This is a genomic window from Pseudonocardia sp., assembly GCF_035305885.1.
Lineage (GTDB): Bacteria > Actinomycetota > Actinomycetes > Mycobacteriales > Pseudonocardiaceae > Pseudonocardia.
This window is the reverse complement of sequence record NZ_DATGOP010000115.1, coordinates 81,133-93,499: the sequence shown is the minus strand read 5'-3', so window position 1 is coordinate 93,499 and position 12,367 is coordinate 81,133. Positions and strand designations below refer to the sequence as shown.

Genomic DNA, 12,367 nt, shown 5'->3' with positions numbered 1-12,367 from the left:
TGATGCAGACGACTTCGAGGACGCGGGCGACCGGGCCCGCCGTGGCACGGTCGGAGGCCGCCGTCGTCGTCCGGGACCTGCACGTCCACTTCGGCGACTTCGCCGCGGTGCGCGGGATCGACCTGGACGTGCGCCGCGGCGAGGTCTTCGCCCTGCTCGGCACGAACGGGGCCGGCAAGACGACCACGCTCGAGGTGCTCGAGGGCTTCCGGCGGCGCACCCGCGGCACGGTCTCCGTGCTCGGGCTCGACCCGGCCGTGGACCGGGCCGCGCTGCAGCGGCGCATCGGGGTGCAGCTGCAGGACGGCGGGTTCGTCGACGAGCTGACCGTGCAGGAGACGCTCGCGCTCTGGCAGCAGCTCGTGGAGCGGCCCGACCGCCCGGAGCGGCTGCTGGCGCGGTTCGAGCTCTGCGGGCGCCGCGACGTGCCGGTGGGGAAGCTGTCCGGCGGCGAGAAGCGCAGGCTCGACCTGGCTCTGGCGGTGTGGGGGTCGCCGGAGCTGGTGGTGCTGGACGAGCCGACGACCGGGCTCGACCCGGAGTCACGCCGCCGCACCTGGGACGCGATCCAGGAGCTCCAGGAGGCGGGTCGCACGGTCGTGCTGACCACGCACTACCTGGAGGAGGCGGAGGCCCTCGCCGACCGCGTGGCGATCATGCACGCGGGGCGGGTGGCGGTCGCGGGCACGCTGGGGGAGATCGTGTCCGCGCGGCCGGCCGGGTTCTCGGCGACGCTACCGGCGGAGCTCGCCGAGATCCCGGCCCTCACCGGCCGGGTCGAACGGACCGGCGACCGGGTGCGGGTCCACACCCCCGACCTGCAGGGCGACCTCACGCGGTTCCTGGGCTGGGCGGCCGAACGAGGGGTGCGGCTGGCCGACCTGCGGGCCGCGCCCGCCTCGCTCGCCGACGTCTACCACGCGGTGCGCGCCGAATCGGAGGAGTTGCCATGACCACCGCCACCACCGCCGCCGCATCCCGGTCCGGGGCCGGCCGGGCGCTCGCGCTCGCCGCGGTCGAGGTCCGCACGGTGCTGCGCAACCGCACCACGGCGGTGACGTCGATCGTCGTCCCGACCGGCCTCGGGCTGTTCTGGGCGGTCACCGTCGGGGCCCCCGACCCGGAAGGCGCCACCGCGGTGGTCGCCCTGCAGCTGGCCGTGGTGCTCGCCATGAGCGTCTACGTGACCGCCACCCAGACGCTGGTGGCGCGCCGCCAGGCCCGGGTGCTCAAGCGGATGCAGACCACGTCGCTGTCGGACACCGAGGTGCTCATCGGCACGCTGGCCCCGTGCCTGGTGCTGGGGATCGCCCAGCTGGCCGTGTTCGCGGTGGTGGACGTCGCGGCCGGCGTGCCGCTGCCCGTCGACGTGCTGCCGCTGGTCGTCGCGGTGGTGGGCGGGTTGGCGCTCGTGGTCACCGCCGCGGTCGCCACGAGCATCGTCACGCCGTCGCCGGAGCGGGCGCAGATCACGACGCTCCCGCTGGTGTTCGTGCTGCTCGGGGGCGCGTTCGTGCTCTCGGTCGCGCCGGTGGGGACGGTCTGGCAGGCGCTCGTGGTGGTGCCGGGTGCCGCGGTGGGCCAGCTGGCTCAGCTCGCCATGACCGGCACGACGTGGGGACCGGGGCTCGGAGGCGTCCCCGCGGTGCTGCCCGCGCTGGCCGCGACCGCGGTGTGGCCGGTCGTGCTCGGCGCGGCGGCCCGGCGGCGCTTCCGCTGGGACCCCCGCCACTGACCCCGCGTCAGCGGCGCGTGTCCACCCGGTGGAAGTTGCGGAACGCGCGCGAGGGTGTCGGCCCCCGCTGCCCCTGGTAGCGGGAGCCGACGCCCTCGCTGCCGTAGGGCCGCTCCGCCGGGCTGGACAACCGGAACAGGCACAGCTGCCCGATCTTCATGCCCGGCCACAGCGTGATCGGCAGGTTCGCGACGTTGGAGAACTCCAGCGTGATGTGGCCGGTGAACCCGGGGTCGATGAACCCCGCCGTCGAGTGGGTGAGCAGGCCGAGCCGGCCGAGGCTCGACTTGCCCTCGAGCCGCCCCGCGAGGTCGTCGGGCAGCGACACCACCTCGTAGGTCGAACCCAGCACGAACTCGCCGGGGTGCAGCACGAACGGCTCGTCGTCCGTCGGCTCGACGAGCGAGGTCAGCTCGTCCTGCTGCTGGGACGGGTCGATGTGGGTGTAGCGGGAGTTCTGGAAGACGCGGAAGAAGCGGTCCAGGCGCACGTCGATGCTCGACGGCTGGAGCATCGCCTCGTCCCACGGGTCGAGCACCAGCCGGCCGGCCTCGATCTCCTTGCGCAGGTCACCGTCGGACAGCAGCACCGCGTCAGGGTAGCCAGTCGCGCGCGCCCGTCAGACCTGGGTGTTCGTCGGCGACGGCGTGTCGAGCAGCGGCGAGGGACACAGCCCGAACATCCACGCGACCGCCTGCTCGACGCGGGCGGCGGCGAGCCCGTCCGACGGCGGGACCGGGGTGATCGCCGCGGTGGCGAGGACCTGGCGCACCGTGGTCATGACGGCCGGGCTGCCGATGCTGCGGATCGAGTCGCCCGGCTGCGGGACGTGCGGGCCGTCGACGAGCACCGCGGGCGTGCCGAGCCCCGGCGCGTCGGCCGCCAGGTCCGGGTTGTCGGTCACCAGGACGGCGCTCGCGGCGAGCAGCTGCACCAGCTCGGCGAGGGGGAGGTTGCGCACCACCCTGGCCCGCTCGTGCTGCAGCAACGGGTAGGCCGCTCCGTGCTCGGCCAGCTCGCCGAACACCACGATCTCGACGTCCGGTTCGCGTTCGAGCAGCTCGGGGAGCCCGGCGAGGACGCCGAGCGAGTCGATGCGGTCCAACGCGACCAGCACCAGCCGCGGGCCACCTGCCCGCACCCGGCGCACCAGCCGCGCGAACTGCAGGTCGGCCGGCTGCGGGTTGGCCGTCATGGTCTCGCCGACCGCGATCGCGTTCGGCCCCACCGAGCTCTCCGTGCCGGCCTGGTCGGCGACGAGGAACAGCGACGCGAGCTGGCCGATGATGCGCCGGTTGGCCTCCTGCGGGAACGGGCACAGCAGGTCGTCGGTGGCGACCCCGCTCTGCAGGTGCACCACCGGGATCTGCCGCCAGAACGCCACCTGCGCGGCCACCGCCGCCGTCATGCCCCCGCCGTAGACCATCACCGCCGACGGGTCGAGGTCGACGAGCACCTCGTCGAGGCGCGTCATGAGCGTGGCCGCGACGGCCGCGGGCTGCGGGGCGGGCGGTTCGCGCAGCAGCACCGTGACGTCGGCCGGGACCCCGAGCGCTTCGAACGCCTCGTGCACCGACATCGGGTCGGGGCCCGTGGCGACGGTGATGGCCCGGATGCGGTCGGCCTCGGCGAACGCCGTGGAGACCGGGGCGAGCCGCGCCACCTCCGGGAGGCTGCCCGCGACGAGCAGAACGTCGTGGTCGTGCTCCGGGACGGGGAGCGCACCGAGCGACGGTTCGGTCATGCTGGATCCTTCGGCCGGGGGAGCTGGCCTGACGGGTCCCTGGAGTGTGAACCCAGCACGGACCGGGCGTCGAGAGCCGATCCGAACTCGGGGTTCCGATAGGGTGAGAACCACCCTGATGGCGGTACGCGCCGGGGCTTGTCGGTGACGGAGCGTGAGGTGCTAAACTTCGATCACGACGTGCGGATGTAGTTCAATGGTAGAACATCAGCTTCCCAAGCTGAGAACGCGGGTTCGATTCCCGTCATCCGCTCTCACCACGAAGGCCCAGCTCAGGCGGCAGATCCGCCGGGCTGGGCCTTCGTCGTGAGTGCCCGGCTAGCGCCTCCTCGCGATCAGGAACCCCTGCGGGACCCGCGCCGCGGGGCCGGAGTGCTCCGGCGTCCGCACGAGCCGGGCGGTGACCTCGAAGCCGGCGTCGGTGAGCAGCGTGGCGACCTCGTCGGGCTGCAGCCGGTGGAACTCCAGCGACACCTCGTGGCCGAACGCCTCGTCCAGGTGCAGCGTGTCATCCCCCACCTGGAACGCGAGCAGCGCGTAGCCGCCTGGCCGCAGCACCCGGTGGAACCCCGCGACCACCGCCGGGCGCCGGGGCGCGGGCACGTGGATCAGCGAGTACCAGGCGACCAGCCCGGCCAGGGAGGCGTCCGGCGCGGCGAGCTCGCCCATGTCGCCCACCGCGAACCCGATCCCCGGGTGCTCGCGGCGGGCCAGCTCCACCATCGCGGGCGACAGGTCGATCCCGCGCACGGACAGCCCGAGCCCGTGCAGGAAGGCCGTGACGCGACCCGGCCCGCTGCCGACCTCGAGCACCTGCGGGTCGGGGTGGTCGCGCCGCACCAACTCGGCGAAACCGGTCAGCAGCGCCCGGTCCAGCGGGGCCTCCTCGAGCGCCGCCCGGAAGGCCGCGGCGTACCGCTCGGCCATCGCGTCGTAGCCGGCCCTCGTGGCGCTCAGGTGCGCTGCGTCGATCACGGCGGGCATGCTACGAAGCGGGTGTGACGCTCCCGCGCCAGGAGAACCCGGTCAAGGTCGACTTCAAGCGGGAGCTGGCGTGCTACCGGGCGCGGCGCTCACCCGAGCTCGTCGACGTGCCGGACCTGCAGTACCTGGTGATCGACGGGCACGGCGACCCGAACACGCCCGTCTACGAGGCCGCCGTCGCCGCCCTCTACCCCGTCGCCTACGCGCTCAAGTTCGCGAGCAAGCGCGACCTCGGCCGCGACCACGTCGTGATGCCGCTCGAGGGCCTGTGGTGGGCCGATGACCTGAGCGCGTTCACCACCGCGCGGGACAAGTCGCGGTGGGACTGGATCCTGATGATCATGGTGCCGGACTGGGTCACGCCCGCGATGTTCACCGCCGCGGTCGAGCAGGTGGGCCGCCGCGCGAACCCGCCCGCGCGGCTGGGTGACCTCCGCCTGGAGGCGCTGTCGGAGGGCCGCTGCGTCCAGGTCCTCCACGTCGGTCCCTACGACGCCGAGGCCGAGTTGCTGCGGTACCTGCACGAGGAGTTCATCCCCGGCCACGGCCTCACCCCGACCGGGAAGCACCACGAGATCTACCTCAGCGACCCGAGGCGCACCGACCCTGCGAAGCTGCGCACGATCCTGCGCCAGCCCGTCGCCGCCGGGTGACCGGCCGGGTCAGGGCACGAGCGGCTTCGACATCTGCATCGACGACACCGCGTACCCGCTCTTGCTGTACAGGGCGATCGCGGCCTCGTTCGAGCCGACGACGTTGAGGCCGATGCGGGTCTTCCCCTCGCGCACGGCCAGCTCCTCCACCGCGGCGAGGATGGCCGCGCCGTAGCCGTGCCGGCGCGCATGCGGGTAGACGTTGATGTCGTACAGCCACGCGCCGTCGGAGCCCTCGGCGCGGTTGGGGTCGGGCCCCAGCCACGCGTTGCCGACGGGCGCGCCCTCGGCGTTCTCGGCGATCACCAGGGTGTGGTTCGCGGTGGCGACCCCGTCGGGCAGGTAGTGCGCGATCCCGCCGGCCGCCTTCTCGCGGGCCTCCTCCTCGGGCATGGTGGCGAGCAGCGCCTGCGCGGCCGCGGCCTGCACCTCGCCCACGTACGTGCGGTACTCGTCCTCTGTCATCTCACGCAGCGTGACGCGTGGCCGGTCCATGGACACATCGTGTCAAGCGCGCTGGTCGGCCGCTTCAGTCGGGCAGCAACGGCACCGTCAGACCCTGGTCGCGGCCCAGCATCACGGCGCGGGTGACCGCCGAGGTGCCGAAGCGGCGGTGCACCTCGTCGAGCGCGGTGTCGAGCGCGGCGGCGTCGCCCTCGTCGAACGGCAGCTCGAGCTGCATCGTGGCGTCGTCGTCGAGGTTGCCGACCGCGACGCCGACCAGCGTGCAGCCGCGCTCGCGGATGAGCGGCTGCGCCGTGGCCAGCAGCGCGCGGGCGGTGACCAGCACCTCCTCGGTGCCCGAGGTGGGCCGGGCGAGCGTGCGCGAGCGGGAGATGCGGGCGAAGTCGGCGAACCGCAGCCGCAGCACCACCGTGCGGCCCACCCGGTGGGCCTTGCGCATGCGCCGGGTGACCCGGTCGACCAACCCGACCACGACCGCGTCGAGGAACTCCGGGGTGTGCGGGCCGCGGCCGATGGCCCGCTGGGAGCCGATCGAGCCCCGCCTGCGGCCCACCACCACCCGGCGCGGGTCGCGGCCGCGGGCGAGCGCGTGCAGGTGGCGCCCGAGCGCAGGCCCCAACGCGGACACGAGCGCCGACTCGGGCAGCGCCGCGACCTCCCCGACGGTGGTGATGCCGTACTCGCGCAGCTTGGCCGCCGTGACCCGGCCGACCCCCCACAGCCGCTCCACGCCGAGCGGGTGGAGGAACGCCTCCTCGCGATCCGGCGGGACGACGAGCAACCCGTCGGGCTTGGCGACCCCGCTCGCGACCTTCGCCAGGAACTTCGTGCGCGCGACGCCGACCGTGATCGGGAGCCCCACCCGCTCGCGCACCTGCCGCCGCAGCCGCACGGCGATGTCGACCGGCGAGCCGGAGACGCGGCGCAGGCCGCCGACGTCGAGGAACGCCTCGTCGATCGACAGCCCCTCCACCAGCGGGGTGGTCTGCCGGAACACCTCGAACACCGCCTTGCTGGCCTGCGCGTACGCCGACATCCGCGGCGGGACGACGATCGCCTGCGGGCACAGCGCCCGGGCCTGCCTGCCGCCCATGGCGGTGGCCACCCCGCACGCCTTGGCCTCGTAGCTGGCCGCGAGCACCACGCCCCCACCGACGATCACCGGCCGGCCCCGCAGCCGAGGGTCGTCGCGCTGCTCGACCGAGGCGTAGAACGCGTCGAGATCGGCGTGCAGGATGGAGGCCTCGCCGGACACGAACACATGTTCGCATCGGCGCCCGACAACGGCGAGGGCTCAGCGCCCGCCGTTCGCCGCCCTCACCGCCCGCAGCTCGGCGCCGTGCGCGGCGTTCCAGGCGCACGCCACCGCGAGCGGCGCGAACAGCGAGCGGCCGCGCGGGGTCAGCGCGTACTCCACGCGCGGTGGGATGCCGGGGCGCGCGGTGCGGGTGACCAACCCGTCGCGCTCCACGGCCCGCAGCGGCCCGGTGAGGACCTTGGGGGTGATCGGCGCGAGCGGGACCCGCAGCTCGGAGAAGCGGCGCGGGCCGTCGCGGAGGCAGACGAGGATCTTGGCCGTCCACTTGTCCCCGACCCGGACCGGCAGCGGCGTGTGGTCGGCGCAGCCGGCGAACATGTCGGGGTCGAGGGGCGCAGGCACGCGGCCGAGCGTACGTCGCCGCTGGTCGGGGCCACTACCGTTGCGGGAACCGGGCGGTCGGCCCCTCGCGTGCCGCGCCATGCGGAAGATCGTGGTGTTCGGGGCGGGCGGCCGGGCGGGCCGCCGGGTGGTGGCGGAGGCCGCGGCGCGCGGGCACGCCGTGACGGCCGTGGCGCGCACCCCTTACCCGGCGGTGGCGGGCGGGCGCGTGACGGTCGTGGCGGGCGACGTCACCGACGAGGCGAGCGTGGCCGCGGCCGCCGCGGGGCACGATGCGGCGATCACCACCGCCGCCCGGCTCGACGTGCCGGGCGTCGACTTCTACACCGCGGCGACGCGCGCGCTGGTGGGCGGGCTGGCAGCGGCGGGCGTCCCGCGGCTCGTCCTCGTCGGGATCGGCACGGTGCTGGAGGTCGTGCCCGGCAGGCGGGTGCTCGACGACCCGGACTTCCCGTCCGACCAGCGCGCGTTCGCGCTCGGCCACGTGGCCCAGCTGGACGTGCTCGCGACCGCGGGGCTCGACCGGGTCGTGCTCGCGCCACCGCCGGTGCTCCTCGACGAGACCGCCCGCACCGGCCGGTACCGGACGGGCGGGACCACCGCGCTGCCCGCGACCTCGTTCTCCTACGCCGACCTCGCGGTCGCGCTCGTCGACGAGGCCGCGTCGCCGCGGCACCACCGCGCACTGGTCGCGGTCGGCCCCTGAGCCCGCCGCAGGTGGCGCCCGGTGACCGACCCCTCGGCCGCGACGAGCTCGGCCGGGGTGCCGGTGAACACGACCCGCCCGCCGTCGCGCCCCGGGCCCGGCCCGAGCTCGATCACCCAGTCGGCCTGGGCGATCACGTCGAGGTCGTGCTCGACCACCACGACCGTGCCGCCGCGGTCGACGAGCCGGTGCAGGACCTCGACCAGCCGGGTCACGTCGCTCGGGTGCAGGCCCGCCGTCGGCTCGTCGAGCACGACCACGCCACCCTCGACGCCGGGTTCCGCGGCGAGCTTGAGCCGCTGGCGCTCCCCGCCGGAGAGGCTGGTGAGCGCCCGGCCGAGCGTCAGGTGGCCCAGCCCGACGTCGGCGGCGCGGTCGAGCGCCCGCCGCCCCACGCCGAGCGCCGTCCGCGCCTCGTCGACGGTCAGGGCGAGCACCTCGGCGATCGTCCGCCCGTCGAGCCGGTGGCGCAGCGCCTCGGCGGAGAAGCGGGAACCGCCGCACGCCTCGCACGGGATCGTCACGGGCTCGAGGAACGCGAGGTCGGTCTCGAGCACCCCGCGGCCCCGGCACACCGGGCACGCCCCGGCCGAGTTCGGGCTGAACAGCGCGGCGTCCACGCCGTTCGCGGCGGCGAACGCGGCGCGCACCCGGTCCAGGACGCCCAGGTAGGAGGCGACGCTGGAGCGCCGGGACCCGCGCGGCGGGGACTGGTCGACGACCACCACCCCCGGGTGGGCGCGCGGCAGCACCTCGGTGACGAGCGTGCTCTTCCCGGACCCCGCGACGCCGCTCACCACGGTCAGCACCCCGCGGGGCACCGCGACGTCCACGTCGCGCAGGTTGTGCAGGGACGCCCCGGTGATCCGCAGCTCGCCGGTGGGCGGCCGGGGCGAGGGGTTCACCGGGTGGCCGCTGCGCATCGCCCGCCCGGTGGCGGTGTCGGCGCGCAGCAGCCCGGCCAGGTCCCCGGTGTGGACGACCCGCCCGCCCGCCGCGCCCGCCCCGGGGCCGAGCTCGACGACGTGGTCGGCCGCGGCGATCACGTCCCGGTCGTGCTCGACCACGACGACGGTGTTGCCCTTGTCGCGCAGGCGCCGCAGCAGCCGGACCAGCCGGGCCACGTCGTGCGGGTGCAGGCCGGCGCTCGGCTCGTCGACGAGGTAGATGAGGTCGGTGAGGGCGCTGCCGAGCTGGCGAACCAGCGTGATGCGCTGCGCCTCGCCGCCGGAGAGGGTCGGGGTCTCGCGGTCGAGGTTCAGGTGGCCGAGCCCGACGTCGACGAGCGCGTCGAGCCGGTGCACGGCGGCCCGCACGATCGGCACCGCCGCCGGGTGGTCGATCGTGCGCAGGAACGCGGCGAGGTCGCCGAGCTCGAGCCGACCGCAGTCGACGATCGTGCGGCCGTCGATCGTCGCGCTGCGGGCGGCGGCGTTGAGCCGCGCCCCGCCGCACTCGGGGCAGGGCGCGCGGGTGACGAGCCGCTCCACCTCCTCGCGGACCCGGGGCGGCACCTTCGCGTGCCCGCCCGCGAGGTAGTCGCGCCGGATCCGCGGGAGCACACCGAGGTAGGTGCCGGTGCGCGGGAACTCGGGGTCCGGGTTCGGGGGCGTGAGCTCCTCCGCGTGCAGCAGCAGATCCCACTCGTCGGGCCGGAAGTCGCGCAGCGGCTTGGTCCGGTCGAACAGCCCCGCGTGCACGTAGCGCTTCCACCGGTAGGTGCCGGGCCGGAACGTCGAGAGGCGGATGGCGCCCCCGTCGAGCGAGCGGTCGCGGTCGACCAGCCGCTCGACGTCGATGTCGACGACCGACCCGAGGCCCTCGCAGCGCGGGCACATGCCGGTCGGGTCGTTGAACGAGAACGCGGGCGAGTAGCCGACGCGCGGGGTCGCGACCCGCGAGTACAGCAGGCGCATCAGCGGAGCGATGTCGGTGGCGGTGCCGACCGTCGAGCGCGCGTTGCCCACGATGCGGCGCTGGTCGACCACGACCGCCGCCGACAGGTTCTCCAGCGCGTCGACGTCCGGAGCGGCCTGGTGGCCCAGCCGGTTGCGCACGAACGCCGGGAACATCTCGCCGAGCTGCCGCCGCGACTCCGCCGCGATCGTGCCGAACACCAGCGACGACTTGCCCGACCCCGAGACCCCGGTGACGACGGTGAGCCGCCCCTTCGGGATCTCGACCGAGACGTCACGCAGGTTGTTCTCCCGGGCTCGCACGACACGGATGACGCTCATGACGGCCACGCTACGAACAATCGCGGCCAGATCCTGGCCACATCTCGTGCGAGGATGGGCCCCGTGGCCGATCCCAGCCGCCGGATGCTCGCCCTGCTGTCGACGCTGCAGGACGGCCGGACGTGGAGCGGGGCGGACCTCGCGGCGCGCCTGGGCACCAGCCCGCGCACGCTGCGCCGCGACGTCGACCGGCTGCGCGAGCTGGGCTACCCGGTACAGGCCCGCCCCGGCCCCGGCGGCCACTACCGCCTGGTGGCCGGGACGGCGATGCCGCCGCTGCTGCTCGACGACGACGAGGCCGTGGCGATCGCGGTAGGGCTGCGCCTCGCGGCGAGCGCCCGCACCCAGCTCGACGACGATCCCGGCGCGGCGCAGCGGGCGCTCCGCAAGCTGGAACAGGTGCTCCCCGCCCGGCTGCGGCACAAGGTCACGGCGCTGCACCGGGCCACCGAGACCGCGCCCGGCCCGGGCGCCGGGGTGGGCACCCGGCTGCTCGGCCTCGTCGGCACCGCCGCGGCCCAGCACGAGCGGCTCGTGTTCTCCTACCGGTCGCGGGACGGGGACGAGGCGGGGCGGCGCGTGGAGCCGTACCGGCTCGTGCTCACCGGCAGGCGCTGGTACCTGCTCGGCTGGGACCTCGACCGCGCCGACTGGCGGACCTTCCGCCTCGACCGGGTGACCGACGCCCGCACCACCGGCGAGCGGTTCGCGCCCCGCGAGCTGCCCGCCGACTCGGCCGCCGCCTACCTGGACGCCCGGCTGAAGGCGCCCCGCCACCGCGCCGTGCTGACCTTCGACGCGCCGTACGAGCGGATGGCCGACCGCCTCGCCCACCGGGACGGCACGCTGGAACCGCTCGACGACGGCCGGTGCCGCTACACGACGTGGGTCGACTCGTTCGAGTGGCTGGCGGTGACGACCGCGATCCTCGGGGTCGACTTCCGCGTCGAGGAGCCGGCCGGGTTCGCCGAGTACTGCGCGCGGCTGGGCGACCGGCTGGCCCGGGCGGCCGGCTGACGCCGGCGGCCCGCGTCACCGGCGACGCGGCCGCAGCGGCGGGGCCTTGGCGATCACGACGGTGCCCGCGAGGGCCGCCCCGAGCCCGAGCGCGAGCACCCAGCCCCAGCCCGGGCGGACCGGGTCGCCCAGGAGCCAGATCCCGACCATCCCCGGCAGGAGCACCTCGGTGACGGTGAAGACCGCCGTGACGGCGCCGACGTCGCCCCGCGAGAGCGCCGCCGTGTAGCCGACCATCCCGACCAGCCAGAACCCGACCACCAGGTAGGTGGAGGGCTGCCCGAGCAGCTGCACCAGGTCGAGCCCCTCGGTCTGCACGTGCGCAGCGCGCACCGAGACCGAGCCGCCCCCGAAGCCGAGGCCCGAGGCCACGGCGAGCGGCCACGCGTGCTTGCCCTGCCGCAGGATGAGCGTGATCACCGCGAGCAGCAGCAGCGAGACCAGGAGCACCACGTCGACCCCCGACCGGTGCACCGGCGGGTGCTCGCTGCCCGCGCTCGCCGCGACGAGCACCAGACCGACGAGGCAGGCGGTGACGGCGAGGCGCGTGGTCGTCGGCAACCGGGCGCCGATCAACCGGGCGTTGAGCAGCGCCGTCATCGCGATCGTCCCCCCGATCACGGCCTGCACCGCGAACACGGGGAGCACCCGCAGCGCCATCACGGCGCACCCCCAGGCGACCAGGTCCAGCAGCATCCCGGCGAGGTAACGCGGTTGGATGGCCGCAGGCCTGGTCCGGGTGGCCCGCCGCGCACCCGCCGCCTGGAGCAACGCCCCGCAGCTGTTGAGGATCATCGCAACAGCGGCGAACAGGATCCCCACCAGCACGGCGCCCAGCATGCCGCACCGGGGCGGGCCCGGTCGGAGTCAGGGCAGCTCTCAGTGCTGCGGGCGCTGCCGGGAGACCTCGAAGAAGCCGCTCATCAGGCCGCCCGGGAGGGCGGCGTCGGGGTCCCAGCGCGCCGCCCGGTGCTCGTGCAGGATCCTGCGTGGCACCTCCGACGCGTGGACGACCAGTGCCGCGACGACGGTGAGGACGAGCACGGGCACCCCGATCACGAGGATCGGCCATCCGAAGTACCCGCAGGCGACGAGCAAGGCCGCCAGCTCCAGGCCGATGACCATCGCCCACATCCGCAGCACGGCGGTGTTCCCCTCTTCTCGTT

General features: G+C 75.0%; 14 protein-coding genes and 1 tRNA gene. 6 read left to right on the top strand and 9 right to left on the bottom strand.

The window, feature by feature from the left end:
* The first annotated feature begins 2 nt into the window (after positions 1-2).
* A complete protein-coding gene (locus VKZ81_RS25040) occupies positions 3-953 on the top strand; it encodes an ABC transporter ATP-binding protein (protein ID WP_414709470.1) in 951 nt (316 codons plus the stop codon).
* The gene (locus VKZ81_RS25035) at positions 950-1,735 is read left to right on the top strand and encodes an ABC transporter permease (protein ID WP_324244124.1); all 786 of its coding nucleotides are present in this window, start codon (positions 950-952) and stop codon (positions 1,733-1,735) included. The genes VKZ81_RS25040 and VKZ81_RS25035 overlap by 4 nt, the downstream gene beginning before the upstream one ends.
* Positions 1,736-1,742: 7 nt before the next feature.
* Here the strand turns inward: VKZ81_RS25035 and dcd are convergent, their stop codons facing one another.
* Entirely contained in the window at positions 1,743-2,324 is a 582-nt protein-coding gene (dcd, locus tag VKZ81_RS25030; protein ID WP_324244123.1) for a dCTP deaminase, read from the bottom strand.
* Between the two features lie 30 nt (positions 2,325-2,354).
* On the bottom strand, positions 2,355-3,479 hold the full coding sequence (locus VKZ81_RS25025; RefSeq protein ID WP_324244122.1) for a UDP-N-acetylglucosamine 2-epimerase: 1,125 nt from the start codon (positions 3,477-3,479) through the stop codon (positions 2,355-2,357).
* 182 nt (positions 3,480-3,661) lie between these two features.
* Here VKZ81_RS25025 and VKZ81_RS25020 point away from each other — a divergent pair.
* Positions 3,662-3,732, top strand: a tRNA-Gly gene (locus VKZ81_RS25020).
* Positions 3,733-3,797: 65 nt separating this feature from the next.
* Here the strand turns inward: VKZ81_RS25020 and VKZ81_RS25015 are convergent.
* Positions 3,798-4,463 (bottom strand): class I SAM-dependent DNA methyltransferase, encoded by a 666-nt coding sequence (locus VKZ81_RS25015; protein WP_324244121.1) that lies wholly within the window; start codon positions 4,461-4,463, stop codon positions 3,798-3,800.
* A 14-nt stretch (positions 4,464-4,477) separates the two neighbouring features.
* On the opposite strand from VKZ81_RS25015, the gene VKZ81_RS25010 reads away from it, so the two are divergent.
* The gene (locus VKZ81_RS25010) at positions 4,478-5,116 is read left to right on the top strand and encodes a GyrI-like domain-containing protein (protein ID WP_324244120.1); all 639 of its coding nucleotides are present in this window, start codon (positions 4,478-4,480) and stop codon (positions 5,114-5,116) included.
* 9 nt (positions 5,117-5,125) lie between these two features.
* Here VKZ81_RS25010 and VKZ81_RS25005 read toward each other — a convergent pair whose 3' ends face one another.
* From VKZ81_RS25005 to VKZ81_RS24995, 3 genes are read right to left on the bottom strand one after another with little or no spacing between them, the layout of a single operon-like run.
* Positions 5,126-5,611: a GNAT family N-acetyltransferase gene (locus tag VKZ81_RS25005; RefSeq protein ID WP_324244119.1), complete on the bottom strand. Its 486-nt coding sequence runs from the start codon at positions 5,609-5,611 to the stop codon at positions 5,126-5,128.
* A gap of 34 nt (positions 5,612-5,645) precedes the next feature.
* Positions 5,646-6,842, bottom strand: a complete 1,197-nt coding sequence (gene dinB / locus VKZ81_RS25000) for a DNA polymerase IV (RefSeq protein ID WP_324244118.1) — start codon at positions 6,840-6,842, stop codon at positions 5,646-5,648.
* A 33-nt stretch (positions 6,843-6,875) separates the two neighbouring features.
* The gene (locus VKZ81_RS24995) at positions 6,876-7,241 is read right to left on the bottom strand and encodes a winged helix-turn-helix transcriptional regulator (protein ID WP_324244117.1); all 366 of its coding nucleotides are present in this window, start codon (positions 7,239-7,241) and stop codon (positions 6,876-6,878) included.
* 79 nt (positions 7,242-7,320) lie between these two features.
* Here VKZ81_RS24995 and VKZ81_RS24990 point away from each other — a divergent pair, with 79 nt between their 5' ends.
* Complete coding sequence (locus VKZ81_RS24990; RefSeq protein ID WP_324244116.1) at positions 7,321-7,947, top strand: NAD(P)-dependent oxidoreductase; 627 nt, start codon at positions 7,321-7,323, stop codon at positions 7,945-7,947.
* On the opposite strand, the gene VKZ81_RS24985 is transcribed toward VKZ81_RS24990, so the two are convergent.
* Positions 7,866-10,184: an ATP-binding cassette domain-containing protein gene (locus VKZ81_RS24985; protein WP_324244115.1), complete on the bottom strand. Its 2,319-nt coding sequence runs from the start codon at positions 10,182-10,184 to the stop codon at positions 7,866-7,868. The genes VKZ81_RS24990 and VKZ81_RS24985 overlap by 82 nt on opposite strands.
* A 63-nt stretch (positions 10,185-10,247) precedes the next feature.
* Between VKZ81_RS24985 and VKZ81_RS24980 the strand changes: the two genes are divergently transcribed.
* Entirely contained in the window at positions 10,248-11,201 is a 954-nt protein-coding gene (locus VKZ81_RS24980; protein ID WP_324244114.1) for a helix-turn-helix transcriptional regulator, read from the top strand.
* A 15-nt stretch (positions 11,202-11,216) separates the two neighbouring features.
* On the opposite strand, the gene VKZ81_RS24975 is transcribed toward VKZ81_RS24980, so the two are convergent.
* Together VKZ81_RS24975 and VKZ81_RS24970 are read right to left on the bottom strand one after the other, a co-directional pair.
* On the bottom strand, positions 11,217-12,041 hold the full coding sequence (locus VKZ81_RS24975; RefSeq protein ID WP_324244113.1) for a hypothetical protein: 825 nt from the start codon (positions 12,039-12,041) through the stop codon (positions 11,217-11,219).
* A 39-nt stretch (positions 12,042-12,080) separates the two neighbouring features.
* Positions 12,081-12,344, bottom strand: a complete 264-nt coding sequence (locus tag VKZ81_RS24970; RefSeq protein ID WP_324244112.1) for a hypothetical protein — start codon at positions 12,342-12,344, stop codon at positions 12,081-12,083.
* Positions 12,345-12,367 lie beyond the last annotated feature (23 nt).

Bases quoted from the DNA above. Each gene is read 5' to 3' on its own strand.
- VKZ81_RS25040 (WP_414709470.1), top strand. From the start codon at position 3: ATGCAGACGACTTCGAGGACGCGGGCGACCGGGCCCGCCGTGGCACGG.
- VKZ81_RS25035 (WP_324244124.1), top strand. From the start codon at position 950: ATGACCACCGCCACCACCGCCGCCGCATCCCGGTCCGGGGCCGGCCGG.
- VKZ81_RS25025 (WP_324244122.1), bottom strand. From the start codon at position 3,479: ATGACCGAACCGTCGCTCGGTGCGCTCCCCGTCCCGGAGCACGACCAC.
- VKZ81_RS25015 (WP_324244121.1), bottom strand. From the start codon at position 4,463: ATGCCCGCCGTGATCGACGCAGCGCACCTGAGCGCCACGAGGGCCGGC.
- VKZ81_RS25005 (WP_324244119.1), bottom strand. From the start codon at position 5,611: ATGGACCGGCCACGCGTCACGCTGCGTGAGATGACAGAGGACGAGTAC.
- VKZ81_RS24990 (WP_324244116.1), top strand. From the start codon at position 7,321: ATGCGGAAGATCGTGGTGTTCGGGGCGGGCGGCCGGGCGGGCCGCCGG.
- VKZ81_RS24985 (WP_324244115.1), bottom strand. From the start codon at position 10,184: ATGAGCGTCATCCGTGTCGTGCGAGCCCGGGAGAACAACCTGCGTGAC.
- VKZ81_RS24975 (WP_324244113.1), bottom strand. From the start codon at position 12,041: ATGCTGGGCGCCGTGCTGGTGGGGATCCTGTTCGCCGCTGTTGCGATG.